General features: G+C 67.9%; 13 protein-coding genes. 2 read left to right on the top strand and 11 right to left on the bottom strand.

What is annotated here, in order from left to right; all coding sequences use genetic code 11:
• Window positions 1-177 precede the first annotated feature (177 nt).
• Window positions 178-1347, top strand: a complete 1170-nt coding sequence (locus JUB13_RS32030) for a tyrosine-type recombinase/integrase (RefSeq protein ID WP_207479596.1) — start codon at window positions 178-180, stop codon at window positions 1345-1347.
• A gap of 29 nt (window positions 1348-1376) precedes the next feature.
• Complete coding sequence (locus tag JUB13_RS13205; protein WP_207479594.1) at window positions 1377-2492, top strand: MrcB family domain-containing protein; 1116 nt, start codon at window positions 1377-1379, stop codon at window positions 2490-2492.
• Window positions 2493-3351: 859 nt separating this feature from the next.
• Here the strand turns inward: JUB13_RS13205 and JUB13_RS13200 are convergent.
• The 11 genes from JUB13_RS13200 to JUB13_RS13150 form a co-directional block, all read right to left on the bottom strand.
• Entirely contained in the window at window positions 3352-3918 is a 567-nt protein-coding gene (locus JUB13_RS13200; protein WP_207479592.1) for a hypothetical protein, read from the bottom strand.
• A gap of 3 nt (window positions 3919-3921) precedes the next feature.
• Window positions 3922-4470, bottom strand: a complete 549-nt coding sequence (locus JUB13_RS13195) for a glycoside hydrolase family 108 protein (protein WP_207479590.1) — start codon at window positions 4468-4470, stop codon at window positions 3922-3924.
• A 116-nt stretch (window positions 4471-4586) separates the two neighbouring features.
• The gene (locus JUB13_RS13190) at window positions 4587-5540 is read right to left on the bottom strand and encodes a glycosyltransferase family 9 protein (protein ID WP_207479588.1); all 954 of its coding nucleotides are present in this window, start codon (window positions 5538-5540) and stop codon (window positions 4587-4589) included.
• 19 nt (window positions 5541-5559) lie between these two features.
• Window positions 5560-6318 (bottom strand): hypothetical protein, encoded by a 759-nt coding sequence (locus JUB13_RS13185; RefSeq protein WP_207479586.1) that lies wholly within the window; start codon window positions 6316-6318, stop codon window positions 5560-5562.
• Window positions 6315-7136, bottom strand: a complete 822-nt coding sequence (locus tag JUB13_RS13180) for a hypothetical protein (RefSeq protein ID WP_207479585.1) — start codon at window positions 7134-7136, stop codon at window positions 6315-6317. The genes JUB13_RS13185 and JUB13_RS13180 overlap by 4 nt, the downstream gene beginning before the upstream one ends.
• Window positions 7133-7981: a hypothetical protein gene (locus tag JUB13_RS13175; RefSeq protein WP_207479583.1), complete on the bottom strand. Its 849-nt coding sequence runs from the start codon at window positions 7979-7981 to the stop codon at window positions 7133-7135. The genes JUB13_RS13180 and JUB13_RS13175 overlap by 4 nt, the downstream gene beginning before the upstream one ends.
• Before the next feature lie 3 nt (window positions 7982-7984).
• Window positions 7985-9526, bottom strand: a complete 1542-nt coding sequence (locus JUB13_RS13170) for a hypothetical protein (RefSeq protein ID WP_207479581.1) — start codon at window positions 9524-9526, stop codon at window positions 7985-7987.
• Window positions 9523-13524 (bottom strand): phage tail length tape measure family protein, encoded by a 4002-nt coding sequence (locus JUB13_RS13165; RefSeq protein WP_207479578.1) that lies wholly within the window; start codon window positions 13522-13524, stop codon window positions 9523-9525. The genes JUB13_RS13170 and JUB13_RS13165 overlap by 4 nt, the downstream gene beginning before the upstream one ends.
• A 303-nt stretch (window positions 13525-13827) precedes the next feature.
• Window positions 13828-14226: a hypothetical protein gene (locus tag JUB13_RS13160; protein WP_207479576.1), complete on the bottom strand. Its 399-nt coding sequence runs from the start codon at window positions 14224-14226 to the stop codon at window positions 13828-13830.
• Window positions 14227-14321: 95 nt separating this feature from the next.
• Window positions 14322-14801 carry a hypothetical protein gene (locus tag JUB13_RS13155; protein WP_207479574.1) on the bottom strand — a complete coding sequence of 160 codons (480 nt, stop codon included), beginning with the start codon at window positions 14799-14801 and terminating at the stop codon, window positions 14322-14324.
• 55 nt (window positions 14802-14856) lie between these two features.
• Window positions 14857-15261, bottom strand: a complete 405-nt coding sequence (locus JUB13_RS13150; protein WP_207479573.1) for a phage tail terminator-like protein — start codon at window positions 15259-15261, stop codon at window positions 14857-14859.
• Window positions 15262-15274: the final 13 nt, after the last annotated feature.

The following is a 15274-nucleotide window of genomic DNA, read 5'->3' as shown; positions in this document are numbered from 1 at the left end:
TACCTTGACGCGAGGAATCTGCGAGGTCGCGTCGTGGCACAGCCCCTGAAGGAATCCAAGATCGACACCAGGGCCGCGCGGGCCCGCCTCGAGCCACGAGCCAAGCCCTATTGGAAGAGCATCCAGCCCGGCCTGCAGCTGGGATACCGGCGGAATGCGAAGGGCGGAGTCTGGGTTGTGCGCAAGGATCTCGGCGGGGGCAGGAGCACTGTCCAGCGGATCGCCTCCGCTGACGATCTCGGTGAGGCCGACGGCACGACCGTGTTGACTTTCGCGCAGGCTATTGACGCGGCCCGCGCGGTCGCCGAAGGACGCCAGCCGGCTAGGCGGGCGCCGCGCGCCGAGGAGAAGCCAGCGGGAATGACGGTGCGGGAGGCATGCCGGCGGTACGTCGAGCACCTTCTCGCCGAGAATGGCGTCGATGCCGCCAAGGACACCTACCAGCGCTTCCGGCGCCACGTCGACGCCGAGCTCGTGCCGCCGGAGCGGCTGAAGATGGCGAAGGCGCGCAAGGCGCCCGGCGCGCACGCGACGCTCGGCCCCAAGGTCGTCAATGCGCTCACGCACGACGAGCTGAAGACATGGCGCAATGCCACAATCGCCGAGGCGGATCAGGACGACCCCGAAGACGTGCGCCGGGCCAAGGACACGTCGAACCGCGTTCTGTCGATGCTGAAGGCGGCGCTGAACCTGGCGATCGCCGACGACGCGAACGGGATCCTGACCGACAAGGCCTGGCGGCTGCTGAAGGCGTTTCCTGACGTCGGCCTCGCGCGGCATGTCCACCTGGACCGGGAGCAGGTGAAGCGCCTGCTGAACAAGACCGACGGCGCATTCCGCCGGCTGATCACGGGCCTTCTACTGACGGGCGCCCGGCCGGGCAATGAGATTCGATTCATGCGGGTGCGCGACTTCTCGGCTGCGACCGGCACGGTGCACGTTGCCAACAGCAAGACTGGACCACGAGACGTCGTCCTGACCGCCGAGGGCATCAAGTTCTTCCAGGAGATCGTCGCCGGGCGCCACCCGGACGAGTGGCTCTTCACGCGTGAAGGCGGCGGTCAGTGGGGCGACAAAGACCACTATCGGCCGATGTGTGATGCTGTCGCGGCCGCCGAGCTGCCTGACGAGACGGTCGCCTATAGCCTGCGGCACACCTACGCATCACAGTCGATCATGGCCGGGATGCAGGCGCAGCTCCTGGCCGAGAACATGGGGACCAGCGTCCGCATGCTCGAGCTGAACTATGCGAAGTTCTTCGCCACCGCCCGGCGCCAGATGATCGAGGCGGCAGCGCCGAAGCTGGATCTGGACGATTCATCGCGCGCGGGCACTGACATACTATAGGACGCTCTAAGCGAAAGAATGGGTGCGTGATGGATCAGCTCGACGCGGTTTTCCGACACTATCGACGGCCGGATCGACCGGCCCGAATACCGGGAGCTAACATCTCGCCCGATCTGCTAGCATTGCGGGAGGAACTTCCCGCCCTATTTGCCGCGGAAATTGGGGCCGCCGAGCTCAAAGTTGGGGACTATAGGATCGCGCCGTCAGGTGAACCTAACCGGTCGTTCCCTCGCATCCCCTGGGTTGGAGCATTTAGGAAGGACGTTACGAGGTCCGCAACCAAGGGCTACTACATTGTCCTGCTGTTCCGCGAGGACCTCCAAGGCGCGTATCTTTCACTCAATCAGGGGTATACACAATTCAAAGAGCACTTCGAGTCTCAGGCAGTGGCTACGCGGCAGGTTCAGGAGAGCGCGAGGAATGCACTTCGCTATGTAGCTCCTCCACACGGCTTTATTCGGGGACCGATCGACCTTGCGGCGACCGGAGACCTTGGACAGGGATATGAGGCAGGCGCCATCGTCAGCCGTTATTACTCAGCACGAGCTGACATCGACGAGGCTGATTTTCGGACCGACTTCCGGACCCTTTTACAGCTGTATGAGGAGCTTGTGCGGCGTATCGGCCGAAACCTCGTGGACGCCCTTCCGCCGCTCCCAGATGAGGACTTCCAAGAGGCCGCAGCTGCCTTCGCAGAAGGTCGCGCGATTAGGCCCTATGTACCGCCGCCTCCTGGCCCTGTTGCCCCGCCATCACGCCGTAGTGGCGGCGGAAGAGCCGGGGGATATCAACGTAGCCCAAGTACCTCGGGTGCGGCACTCCTGGCGGCAGGCTTCAAATGCGAGTTGGACCCGAATCACCGAACATTTGTGTCCAACAGCACCAGACGTAATTTTGTAGAAGCACACCACCTGATCCCAATGCAGTTCCAAGAGCAGTTCAGCGCAAGCCTGGACGTCCTGGAAAATATTGTTGCCCTTTGCCCAACCTGCCACCGAATGCTGCACCACGCCCGGCGAGGGGAAAGGGCAAATGCCCTGACGTCTCTGCTGGCCGCCAGAGTGGCTGGGCTCACCGGACGTGGGCTCACCATCGAGACGCGCGAGCTGATTGAGCTGTACAAAGCTGAGATCGTGGATGAGTGATCTCGTCCTACAGCCCTTGCGAATAGAAAGTGAAGGGCCAACCCGACCACCCGAAGGCGACCAGGTCGGCCTCGCCAACGGACTAGAGCCGACCCACCGTTTGACAGCTGGCCCAATGTTGGACGTAAGTCGCTACCTTCTCCACCAGGTCGTCAATCTCCTCTCCAATCTGGGCAGCTACGATGCGGTCCCTCAGGACTTGTATTTGTGCCGCTGCGACCTCGGCGCTGTCTGTGTCCCGCCAGCGGATCCCGTGTTCGATGTCATGGATTCGGCGGGCAGCAAGGCACCTTACGAGAGCGACCTCCTCGGCACGCGACTCGTCTCCGTATAGCAGAGGTTTCGCTACCAACGCTCGCAGCAAGGTTCGCTCCCGCATCAGGCGCGCTAGCTCTTGGTCTTTGGGGTATATCGCGGTAGGATCGGGTAGTTCCATTCTGATGCATCTCCATCAGTTGGGAGCGGGAGCACCTTTGTAAGTTGCTCCCGCCGTTGCCGGCGCGACGGGGCCATGGTTGCGAGCCTACCCCGTCCGCCTCACGCATCCTAAGCCAGCCCATTCCGAACGCAAGTAATTATCGCGCCTCTCGGTGCATGCTTCCGCCTCCCGAAAGCGTATGTGAGGTACGGTGGCGTTTAAATTCACCATGGCCGACGCCTCCGTAGCTATGAAGCTATGAAACTAGCTTCCTGCATGCTGCACTGCTGCACTGCTGCACTGCCAGCAATCACGGTAAGTCAGCACTGACTTAAGCAGCGCCGGCAGCGCTATTTATATACTGCGGCCAACCGAAAGATCCATGAGGGGCGCAGCTTCCGCGCATTGCCCACCTAAACTCAGCCTAGCGGCAGTGTGACCTCATCCTCCGCGCAGTGAGTCCAGTGTTCTCTGCTTCGCGGCGCTGCCCGCCGAGCTGCCGAAGTAGTAATTCCCAATCCGTGCGGCCTCGCTGCCCAGCGCGCCAAAGCCGGTCCCGACCAAGCCCGCGACGAGCGGTTCCTTGATGCCAGCCAGACCGAGCACGGCGCTGACGAGAATCGTGAACGCATACGCCATAAAAGCGCCGAAGATTAAGTAGGCCAGCCGGCTCGGCGTCGGATCTTTCGTGTCGACCTCGCGCCGGCGCGCGCTGTCCCGGTCCGCGGCGTCGATGCGCAGCCGCTCCGTCAGCGCCTCGATCTCCGCGCGCTCAATGTCGATCAGCGCCAGGCGCACGGCCTCCGTCGCCGCCGGGTCCGCCAGCATGGCGTCGCGCGCGGCCGCCGGCGTGTCGGTGCCGGTCGCCTGCATGGCTGCATCGACCACAGCCGCAGCGACGGCTCCGGCCTTGGCGCTGCCGGTGAAGGATTCGGTGAGCGCGGGCACCAGCGCTGGCGCCGCGGCCTGGGCGATGGCGAGCGCGACGGGGATCATGGCGGGCAGCATGATTCAGGCCTCCAGGAACTCGGCGGCGCGGGCGAGCCAGCCAGCGGCGTTGAGGGATTGATCCGAGGTGCGGCCGCGCGCTTTCGCGTCGTCGGTGACGACACGGCCGTGCTTGCGGATCCGGGCCGCGAGGACACGCCGGAAGAGCTTCGCAGGATCGATGCAGTTGACGGCCGCGAGGGTCTTGGGCCCGACCTGCCCATCGACCTTCAGCCCCGCCCCATAGGCGTTCGCAGCCTGCTGCAGCCAGGGCGACGCGTCGTCGGTTCCGAACAGCACGGCGCAATCGACCACGAGCGCCCGCAGCCGGTCGTCGATGATGCCGGCATAGCCCGGCTCCTCGACGTAGCGGGCCTGGTAGATCGCCCGGACCTCGACCTCGTCCAGCGCTTCGACGTCGCGCGCGATGACGCTGCGGGGCGCGCGCCAGCGCCGGAGCGTCTCCAGCGTGATGCCGCCCTTCGTCGGACCGCCGCGGTCGGCCGGATGGTTGGTGAACCGCGGCCAGCCCTCGTGGCGCAGGATCTCGGTGATGATGTCGTCGACGGTCATGGAAACCTCCTGCCCGGCACTCGGGCATGAAAAAGGCCGCTCGAGGCGGCCTGTGAAATGCTGATGCGAAAAGGGCCCGCCGAAGCGAGCCCCTGTCCGTCAGTCTGTCGTGCCGTTCAGCGCCGTAGCGCCTGGGCTATTCGCTGCACCACGCCGCCCCAGTCGCCGGGCGCATCCTGCCGGAACAGCCGCATGGTCGGATACCAAGGACTGTCCTCGCGGCCCAGCATCCAGCGCCAGTCCGGGTCGTGATCCAGCAGCACCCATACCGGCCGCCCGAGCGCTCCAGCCAAATGGGCAACGGAGGTGTCGACCGTGATCACCAGATCTAGCGCGTTCACCACCGCGGCCGTGATGGCGAAATCCGTCAGCCCCGAGCCGAGGTGGTCGACCCTGCGGTCATCGATCTGTTCAGCACTCGGGCCGACCTGCAGGCTGAACCAGTCGGCACCCGGAACGTCCAGCAAAGGACGCAGCGCCGAGAAGGGTATCGATCTCACCGCGTCTCGCGGGTTCTCCGGATTCCCTGCCCATACGAGCCCGACTTTCCGGGGGTTCTTGCCACCGAGGTTGGCTTGGTAAGGCGTCCGCAAGTACGGGACATTGCTCCTGGGGAGCGTCTCCAGCGTCGTCCCGAACAGCGCGGGGAGGCTCATCAGAAGCGTCCGGTGATGCCACTCCGGGAGCGGGTCGCCCGGCGAGATCACCTCGTCTGCCAACCGCGACGCCCTGAGAAGCATAGCGAGTGGTGCCTGTGCCCTTAGCACCACCCGCCCACCCCGCGCCTTCGCGAGCGTCACATACCGGGCGAACTGGATCGTGTCGCCCATCCCCTGCTCGGTCTGGATCAGCAGTGTCTGGTCGGGGAACGGAGAGCCATCCCATACGGGGCCACCGAACCTGATCGCCCGGGACCGCTTCTCGAACTCGACCCAGCCTTCCCGATAGCGGCCGGCACGAAGCAGCGCGAACGCTCGGGCAACCGCCATGCCGACCAGTTGATCTGCGCAGGCCGTGTCGCCACGCGCCGTCGCCTCGTTCACGATCTCATGGAACCGTCGGACGTCCATGCAGATCCCATAGCAGCCGCTATGGGATGGTGAAAGTCTGATCGGAGCCCGTGTAGTTGAAGACGTGCTGCACGCCATCCACCGTGGTGGTGATGCGGCCGTTCTGCCCGTTTGAACCGACGCCGCTGGGAATCACGGATCCCCCAGCCCCGCCGGCTCCAGCACTGCTATTGTTGTTCACCCCGGTAAACGTCCCGGCCCCGAAGGGAGTGAGTGTGCCGCCGACATGCCCGCCGGTCGCGGGGCCCCCGCTTGTTCCGCCCGCTCCGCCTTGCTGGTTACTTGACGACGAGATACCGCCGCCGCCGCCGCCGCCGCCCGCACCAGCGGTGCTTTCGGATTGGCCGTTTGCTCCCGTCGATACGCCCGAACCGATGTGGGTTGCCTGACCATCGCCCCCAGCGGCGGCATGGGCCCGCCCTCCTCCACCGCCGCCGGCACCCGCGCCGGCCCAGGGAATGCCGTTGAGGTAGACCACACTGGCCTGACCACCATTGCCGCCATTAGCGCCATTGGTGCCGAAAATGCCCGTGCCCCCAGTGCCTCCCTTGTGATTGTTCGCCTTGGCACTGGAATAGCCGATGTTCCCGCTGCCGACGACGAGGTCGAGGACCGTTCCGCGCTCGAGCGTGACGTCAAAGCGGACGATCTGCCCGTCGCCGCCGTTGGCGCCAGGGTTCTGCAGGTTGGCCTGGCCGCCCTGGCCGCCCGCGCCGACGATCTCGAACGACACCCGCCGCGCCGAGCTCGCCAGCATCATGCCCGCGCCCGGGATCATCGGATGTCCCTCGTCAGCGCGGCGTGGATCTCGGTGCCGGACACCACGAGGTAGTCGAGCCGGTCGACACGGGATGCGGCCGTGGTCAGGACAGGTGCGCTGGCGCCGGGGAACTTCCAGTGGCTGCCATAGGCCAGCGTCCGCGAGCCCGTCGCATCCTGGCGGACGATGATCGATCCGCTCTGCCCCGGCACGAGGTTGGCGGGGTTCGCCAGGGTCCGGTTGCCGCCGAGCGTCACGGTGAAGAAATTGGCGACGGCGAAGTCCGGGGTGATGGTCGCCCCATCCGCAAGGGCTGCGATCGCGCCCCGCTGCGCCGCCGTGAAGGTCTGCGCGACGTTCACCGCCGCGGAATTGGTCACCATGGCCGCTGTGTAGTCGCCGCTCTGCGGCGTCACGGCGCCAGTGCGGCCGTTGAAGCTCGCTACGTCTCCGGTGGCTCCCTTCGCGCCGCGCGGGCCGGATGCGGTGATCGCCCAGTCCGAGAAGGAGCCGCCGGCCCCATCCACGAGCGTCACGTTCACCGTCAGGTCGGCTCCGCTGCGCGCCGTCACCTGGCCGAAGAGCCACGTCGCGGGATCCGATGCCCGGGCGATCAGCACGAACGCCCCGGGGCCATAAGGGATCGCCTCGGCCATCGCGAAGGTCTTCGATCCGGTCGAGACGGAATGCGGCGATGCCGACGTCGTGGCGCCGAGCGCCTGCGTCAGCAGCGCCGCGTTGTCCGCGAGGAGCGCCTCCGTGAAGGCTTTGAACTCGGCGAAATAATCCTGCCCCCGCTTCGCCAGCAGGGCGTTCAGCAAAGTCTCGATGCTCATCGGGCGAGCTCCCGGATAGCGATGGAAGTGGAGAAGCCGTTGACGTAGGGGTTGGAGATCGCCCCGTTCTCGATCGGCACGCCGTAGATCGTCGTGCGGTACTGCGTCGGCACCGAGCCCGTCGGGAACAGCATCACGAAGAGGTCGCGCGAGCGGCCGACGATACGCTTCAGATCGTCGAAGCTGCCGAGCGCCTCGGCCGTCGTCAGCCGCGGCAGGCTCAGCCGCAGGACGCGGTACTTCTTGCGCCGGACGATGAAGAAGCTCTCTTCGGTGTCGATGATCTCCGACGGGTCCACCCACTCGGTCGACCAGTCGTAGCCGAAGTTCACTTCCGGCTGGACGCCGAGCCCGACGAACAGCCGGCCGACCTGAATGCCGGTGCCAAGCCCCGGGTTGTCGAAGGTGAACCGCACATGACGCGCGATCAGCGTCTCGCCGAAGGCGAACACCCTGTAGGGCCGGTAATCGTTGATCCCGGTCAGCACCGGGTATCCGCCGAGGCTGTTGCCGAATCCGTCCGTACCGAACCCCGCCACCGGCGGCCAGGCTTCGACGTCGTCACTGTCATAGAGCAGCGTCGAGAAGTCGCTGACGGCCGACACCTCGACGCGGATCGACCCGGCGGCGTTCAGGTTGAAGGCCGCCGCCGCCGCGTGCGTCATCTGCACGTCGGCGCCGCAGTCGACGGTGACTGTCTCGGACGCGAAGCCGGCCGCCGTCCACACGCGGCCCGGCCGGAAATCCTTGACGCGGTCGACCGGCGTCGCCGCGCTGCTGGCGGTCAGCGTCGCCTCGTCGACATAGTTGCGGTACAGGAAGAGGACGTTATCGGCCTGCGCCACGGCTCATCTCCACAGGACGAGGGAAACGCGCCCTTCGCGGGCATTCTGGTCGTCGCCGATCACGCGGAACGCGGCATCGACGTCGTAGAGCTCGGAGCGGACCCACACCTCGTCGCCGAGCTCCAGCAGCATCGGCTGCGTCTGCAGCTTGCACTCGACGACCTCGCGCGGGACCGAGATCAGGTCGCGCACCCGGGCAGCCTCGGCCGCGGCGTCCGCCTGCGTGTCGAGCCCGGTGTCGCGGCGCAGCGGCTTGGACAGCAGATGCTTCGTCAGCGTCGCCGCGCGCTCGACGGCCTCGATCCGGTACTCGTTCAGCGCGAACGCCTCGTCGGCGTCGGTCGCGGCCGCGGCGATCTGGTCGGACGACAGGACGGTATGGTTCCGCCTGTATCCGATCTCGATGCGGTATGGCGGCTTGTCCGCCGGCGACAGCACGAACGACGCGCGCTCGAGGTCGGTGTCGTCGATCACCAGCGCGATCTGCGGATCCGTCTCCGAGGTCGCCGTCGGCGCCTCCAACCGGCCGACCACGAGCTGCCCGGCGCGGTTGGCGGTGTAGTAGCCGCCGACCGAGCCGATCAGCCAGTCGATCGCCGTCAGTCCTTCGGTCGTGTCCTTGTAGAAGCACCCGACCGTCGCGCTGTTGGCGGTGTTCAGCGCCGTGAACGATGCCGTATCGAGCTCCGCCAGGTCGAAGCCCAGGCGCGCCGTCAGAAGCTCCTCGATGATGTCGGCCGCCGTCGTCGCGTTGCTCCCGAACGCCGACCGAAAATCGACGCGCAGGATGAACTGCGGCCGCGAGCCCAGCCGGATCCGGCCGTTCGCGGCGTCGAGGTAGTAGGAGCCCGACGGCGGCGGGTTGCTCAGAGACGCCGTCAGCGCGACCGCGCCGTCGGTGACCTGCTGCACGGAATGAATGCCCGTCGTCGGCGTCAGGTCGTACCAAAGCAGCGCCGGATTGACGAGCACCGGCTCGGCGCCGCGCACCTGGCCGGCGGCGAACGGCTTCACGCGGCCCTTCAGGTCGGCGCCGCCCTCGAAAGCGCCGGTGCCGGCATAGGTCGCCGTCTCGATCTGCTTGCCGAGCCGCTCCTGAATGTCGGCGATCGGGATCACGATCTCGTTCAGCCCGAAGCTCGGCGCCGCCTGCACGATGCCGTCGAGCAGAACGTCATGCTCGGCATAGGTACCATCGACCGGACCCATCAGGATCCGGATGCGCCGGCCGTCCCATCCGTAGCCGCGCCAGGCGGCGAGCGTGCCGTCGCCGACGTACTGCTGATCGTTGACCACGCGCACACCGCCGTAGCTCGGCAGCGAGCGGCCGCCGATCAGCCCCTCGCGGAACATCGCGCGCTTGATCGTGAACGGCGACAGCAGGCGCCCGTCGTATTCCCGGTTCGGCGCATCCGGGTCGTTCGACGGGAACACGATGTCGCGGCTCCCGAGGTCGATCTCGACCACGTCCTCGGCCGCGGTGTCGTAGGGCGACACCTCGACCAGAAACTGCCGGGCGATGCTGGGATCGGCGGATACCGTCATGCGTAGGTCCCCATGCGGGGCGTCGAGGCGTCACGGTCGGCGATCTGCGCCGTCAGCCGGGCGTTCTCACGCCGCAGCTTGATCGTCTCGGCGCGGAGCTGGTTGGCTTCGTAGACCGTGGCGCGCAGAAGCTGCGTGTGCTCGCGCAGCTCCGCCGTCACGCCGGCGAGGTCGTTGCCGTTGGCGGCCCGCATGGCGCGGCCGATCTGCTCCTGATTCCAGATCCTGCTCGGCCCCGTCGCCTCGATCTCCCAGCCGCGCTCGCCGACCAGCCGGAGCCCGCCGGCATGCTCGCCACCGGCGGCGAAGGACGGCATGACGCCGGCGGCGCGCATGATCTGGCGGGCGAGCTCCTGCATCTCGGGCGACTGGCCGAGGATCCACCGTGGGAACGCCCCGTTGCGGAATGCCCCGGTGTAGCCCGTCGCCATCGCCAGCTTGCGCGCCGTCGTCGGCCCCCAATCGCCGAGATCCTGCGAGGGGCCGCCGGGCAGCGCGCCGCCGGGCAGTCCGCCGAGCGCGGCCGCCAGGCGCGACAGCGCGCCCGTCGTCTCCGCCCGCAGCGTCTCCAGCGAGAAGACCTGGCGGTCGGTGCCCGTGCGAAGCTGCGTCACGAGCTTGCGCATTTCCTCGAGCTGCGACTTCTGCGTCGTCAGCGCCTGCTCGTCGAGCGTCAGGCCGCCCTCGAAGCCGTCGGCGACGTCGCGCAGCACCTCCTGAACGCGGTTGAATGCGTCCGAGCGACTGCTGGCGTAGACCGCGATCTCGGCCTCGCGGTAGCGCTGGCCGAGCCCGGCAAGCTGCCCGGCCGCCGCCTGGTCGCCACCGGCGGCACGCGCCGCGGCCGCCTCGAACTGCCGCTGCGCCTCGGCGAGCAGGTCCATCGGCGACAGCGGCGACAAGGCCGTGTCGGTCAGCATCGAGTCCGCGGCCTGCCGCAGCCCGGCGGCAAGCTGCCGCATCGCCGTCGTGTTCGCCTCAAGCGCGCCCGTCTGCTCGGTCAGCGCCGCCATCTGGCTTTCGATGGCGTCGGCCAGCAGCGAGGCGTCGAGTTGCGCCCGCTCGCCGGACAGCACCTGACGCAGCAGCGCGACGTCGAGCCCCTGCGCCTCGGCGTCCCGAAGCTGCTGCGCGGCCGCGTTGTCGAAGCCCAGCAGCCCGGCGCGCCGGTTGCGGCCGAGCAGCGTCAGGCCGCGGATCGCGATGCTGTCGTTGGCCGCCTGCTGCTGCTGGCGGATCGCCGCGAGCTCCTTGTCACGCAGCGCGGTCAGCCCCGCGGTCGCGAGTCCGAGATCCTTCGCCTTGGCGATCTGGTCGGCCCACTGCTTTTCGAGGGCTTCCAACTGCTCCTCGAACGTGGTCAGCGGCCCCTTGCCGGACTCCAGGCGATCGACCAGCCGGCCGAGGCCGACGTCAGCCATGAAGGCGTCGATCTCTTCGGCTGTCGAGTTCGCGATCGCCTTCGCAACCTCGCTGCCGACGCCCGTGATCGCGCCGTTCGCGATGCTCTCCCGCAGACCGGCGATGACAGCCTCTTCGGCTGTCTCATAGGTGCCGCCAACGCGGCTGCCCCGGACCTTCAGCAGCGTGCCCTTGGCGTCCTGCTCGAGCTGCATCGAGGTATAGCCGGTGATCGCGCCGCCCGACGCGCCGAGGAACTGCGCCATCGCCTGCACGACGCCGGCAGCCAGCGTCGCCGCCATCTGCGGGTCGGCCTTGTTGTCGACGCCCGACGTCGAGTAGTTCAGCCCGCCGTTCTCGAACTCGGCGGTCGTGAACAGGGTCGGGCCGCGCGACGGCTTCCTGTTGCCGAACAGGCCGCCGAGCGCGGTGCCGAGAAACGAACCGGCGATGGCGCCGATCGGCCCGGCCGCCGACCCCAGGATCGACCCGAGCGCCGCCGCGCCCGCCATGCCGCCGCCGATAGACCCCGCGATGCCGCCCAGCGTGCCGCCGATGCCCCCGCCGAGACCGAGCATGTTGGCGCCGAGCCCGCCGATGACGCCCCACGGGCTCGCCGACAGGCCGCTCGCGAAGGAGCTGCCCGCACCCGTCATCCACGTGATGCCGTTGGCGCCCGCCGCCGTGCTCAGCCCGAGCGACTGCCCGATGCTGCTCGTCGCAATCGACGTGCCGATGCCGTGCAGCGCGGTCGAGCCGCCGAAGAGGCTGCCGAGGCTCGACAGGTTGGAGATCGTGCCGACGCCGCCCATGCCGCCGCCGGACGCAGCGGCCGCGGTGGGGCCGGCGAAGGTGCCCAACGTCGGCAGGTTCCCGCCGAGGATGGCGTTCTTGATCGGGTTGAGGATCGCCATGCGTGCGGCGACCGTCACGAGCTCAGCCCCGAGACCGCGGACGACCGACGCCAGGTCGAGGATCCCGTTCTTGCCCTGAACGGCGCCCTCGATCAGCGCGTCGAACGCCCGGTCGCCAAAGCGCTCCAGTTCCTGCAGGCCGGCGTTGTAGCGCTGCAGGGCGCGCTCGTTGTCGACGATCGCCTCGGCCGCCTGGCGGGCGTTCTCGATCTGCGCCGGGGACAGCGATCCGAGCTTCTCGCGCCAGCGCGTCTCGATCTCAAGCTGCTTGATCCGGACGGCGCGGGTGCGCTCGTCCTCGCCGGCCAGGTCGAGCAGCTTCTGCGATGCATCGACCTCGCGCATCAGCGCCTGCTCGAGCTGCGTCTGATCCTTCAGGAACTCCTGCGCCCGCTTCGACGCGGCCGCACGAGTGCGCTCCTCGTCCGCCGCGGCGTCCGTGGCTGCCGCGTTGATCGCGCGGTTGCGCTGCCGGAGTTGCTCGGCCTCGTGCTTGGCGGCCTGCGCCGCCTTCTCCGAAGCCTTGGTTGCCGCCTCCTTCCTGTCGATCGTCCGCTGCAGCGCGACCGCCTCATCGACCCGGGCGCGCGTCGTGGCGTCGACGGATTCCCACTCCAGCACGCCGGCGACCTTCATCGCCTCGGCGCGCAGCTTCGCCTCGAGCTTGGTCGCGTTGCTGCGGTCCTGCGCGTCAGCCTGGAATCCGAGGTCTTCAATCTGCTGCCGAAGCTGGTCGTTCAGCGACTTGACCGCATCGCGGTAGCCGCCGGTCGCGCTCGTGGCGCCCTGCGTCTCGACGGCCGCCGTGCGGGCGCCATCGTTGTAGACGCCATAGGTGCCCTTCAGGATCTCCAGTTCGATCCGGAGCTGCCGAATGGCGTTCTTCTGGCCCTGAATGACGACGTCAACCTGACCGCCGGCCAGCGCCGCCTCGGGACCGAATCCGCCGATGCCCATGGTCGAGGCTCGCACCTCGGCATAGGCAAGCTGCGCCTCCATGGCCTCGATGATGCCCCGGCGCTCGGCCTCCAACGCCTCGCGGCGCTTGCCGGTGGCCGTCGTGAGATCCTCGCCCGCCGACTTGGCGAGCTCCATCGCATTGGCATAGCTGCTGTAAGCCGTTTCGGCGTCGGCGGCGGCGTCGCCTGCCTTGCCCACGCCCACAGCCAGGGCGCCGACGATCGTCACCGCCGCGCCAATCACGGCGCCCCAAGGGCCAAACGCTTGGATGACTTGGCCGCCCTGGATCGCGAACGCCTGAAGGGCATTCTGGCCCATGCTGATCTGCGTTGCGACGTCCGCGACCTGATAGCCGACGTTCTGCAGCGAGCCGCCCATCCGGTTCGCCGCAACAGCCGTGCTCGCATAGCGCTTTTCCGCCATGTCGAGCAGCCGCAGCCGCTCGCGCTCGGTGATCAGCCCGCGCTGCGCCTGGCGGTCGATCAGATCCTGCGCCGCGGCCAGCTTCTGCTGCGAGGCATAGGCGGGATCGACGGCACGCTTCAGGCGCTCCAGCGCCCTGGACTGCTCGCCGACAACCGCGACCACGCGCTCGGTCGCGCGCTCCGCCTGCGCGTTCGCGGCGACGATCTTTTTCGCCGCCTGCTCGAACTGCTGCGCGCCCTGCTGCGCCTGCCGAGCATCGAAGACTAGGGCGGTGACCGCCTCTTCACGCTGCGCCATGGGCACACCTCGGCAGGGGAAAATACGGGAAGGTGCGCGGGGACTAGCCCCGCGCCGCCGGTGCCGCCCGGGATCGCAGGAAGGACGCCAGGCCGCTCGCGACCTGATCGGGCTCGTGCGCCGGCGGCGCCTCGGGCTCGTCGTCCTCACCGGATCCGTAGGGGTTGGTCTTCTTGACGAAGTCGACCTTGCCATCGAGGGCAAGTTCGATCTGGAAGATGGAGGCCCGCAGGGCGACTCCCGGGGACCAGCCGAGCCAGCCCGTCGCGTAGGAAAAGAGCTGGTCGGCGTATTCGCTGATTGTCAGGCGCCGAGGAGCGGGTTTTCCGTCTCTTCCGGCTTTCCCTTTTCGGCGTCGCCAGCCTCCGCCTCGGCCGCGTCCTTCTCGGCGATCGACTCCTCGAACGACTTGCCGGCGTTGAACAGCCGCCAGACGTAGTCGGTGACGGGGTCGATCAACGACGGAATGCCGGTCTTGAAGACGAGGTCGGGGAGCTTCTTGGCATCCTTGTCGCCCCAGCCCAGGCCGAGGCGGAGCACCATCACGATCGCGGGGACATTGCCGCAGCCGACCTTGCCGAGCAGCGCGCCATGGTTGTCGTAGCGCGAGCCGAGCTGCGAGAAGGCGTTCAGCGACGGCTTCAGCGTGTATTCCGTGCCGTCCAGGGTGACGGCGACTTCGCCCTTGGCGATCTTGCTCATGTCGGGATTCCTTCACCGGGATGTGCCGGGGTGTCGGGAAGAGGGCGGCGGCGCCCCGACAGCACCGCCGCCCGGCCCTCGCGCGAGGGGTTCCGTTACGAGCCCGCGACCTTCGCGCCCTCGAGCACGGCGCCGTCGATGCTGATCGTCGTGTTCGCGCCGACGACCTGGCCGCCGTTGCCGATATTGGTCGTGTAAGACATCACCTTGCCGGCGAAGAAGAAGCGCGTCGGCTTGGCGCCGGTGCCGCTCGGCAGATCGTTCAGCTCGATCTTGAAATCGTAGCTGTCGTAGCTGTCGAGAGCCTCGACCAGATCGGCCTGCCCGACGTCGGAGGGGTCGCGGCCGAGCGTGAGCTGCAGGCTCCCGTCGTTCCGGGTGCCCTTGAACTTGTGCGTGATGTTCGTGCCGACCGGAACGTGCGTGATCTCGGCATAGGACGCGCCGAACTCGCCGAAATTGGTGACCTCGCCGACCTCGACCCAGGTCAGCGCGTCGTACTCGGCCACCGAGTCCGCGGTCGTGTGAGCGCCGGCGACATAGAGCTTGGTGCCGGCGGAGGTGATGACTGCCATTTCTCTCTCCGTTGCGTGGAATGAAGCGGCCCGCCGGCCGCCGGTGCACCGCTGACTACGCGGTGTAGTGAAGGGCGAAGGGGATGCTCACGCTGACGCGGAACCAATTTCCGTTGTCGTCGCCCGATTCCCCGCCGCCGATGGTGGCGGCCTCGGTGTCGATGCCGTCGAAGGTCGCCAGGCGCAGCGCGTCGGCGACCTGCCCCGCGAGCGTGTAGGCGACATCGGTGCCGGTGCCGGCCGGGACGAAGACATGCGCCATGATCGTTCCCAGGTCGGTCACGAACCGCTTACCGACCGAGCCATGGCGGCTCGCCTCGCCGGCGGCGCCGAGCACCTCGAGGTAGAGCCACGGCCCGTCGCCGGGCTCGAAGTTCACGTTCGGCAGCGCCACCGGCGCGCCCTCGAAGGGGTCGCCCAGGCGGGCGCGGATCGCGGCGACGGCGTCGGCGAACGTCATGGGCCTGCAGCTC

The organism is Arenibaculum pallidiluteum, assembly GCF_017355985.1.
GTDB lineage: Bacteria > Pseudomonadota > Alphaproteobacteria > Azospirillales > Azospirillaceae > Arenibaculum > Arenibaculum pallidiluteum.
Note: the sequence above shows the minus strand (reverse complement) of the source record. Positions and strands in the feature narration are given on the sequence as shown.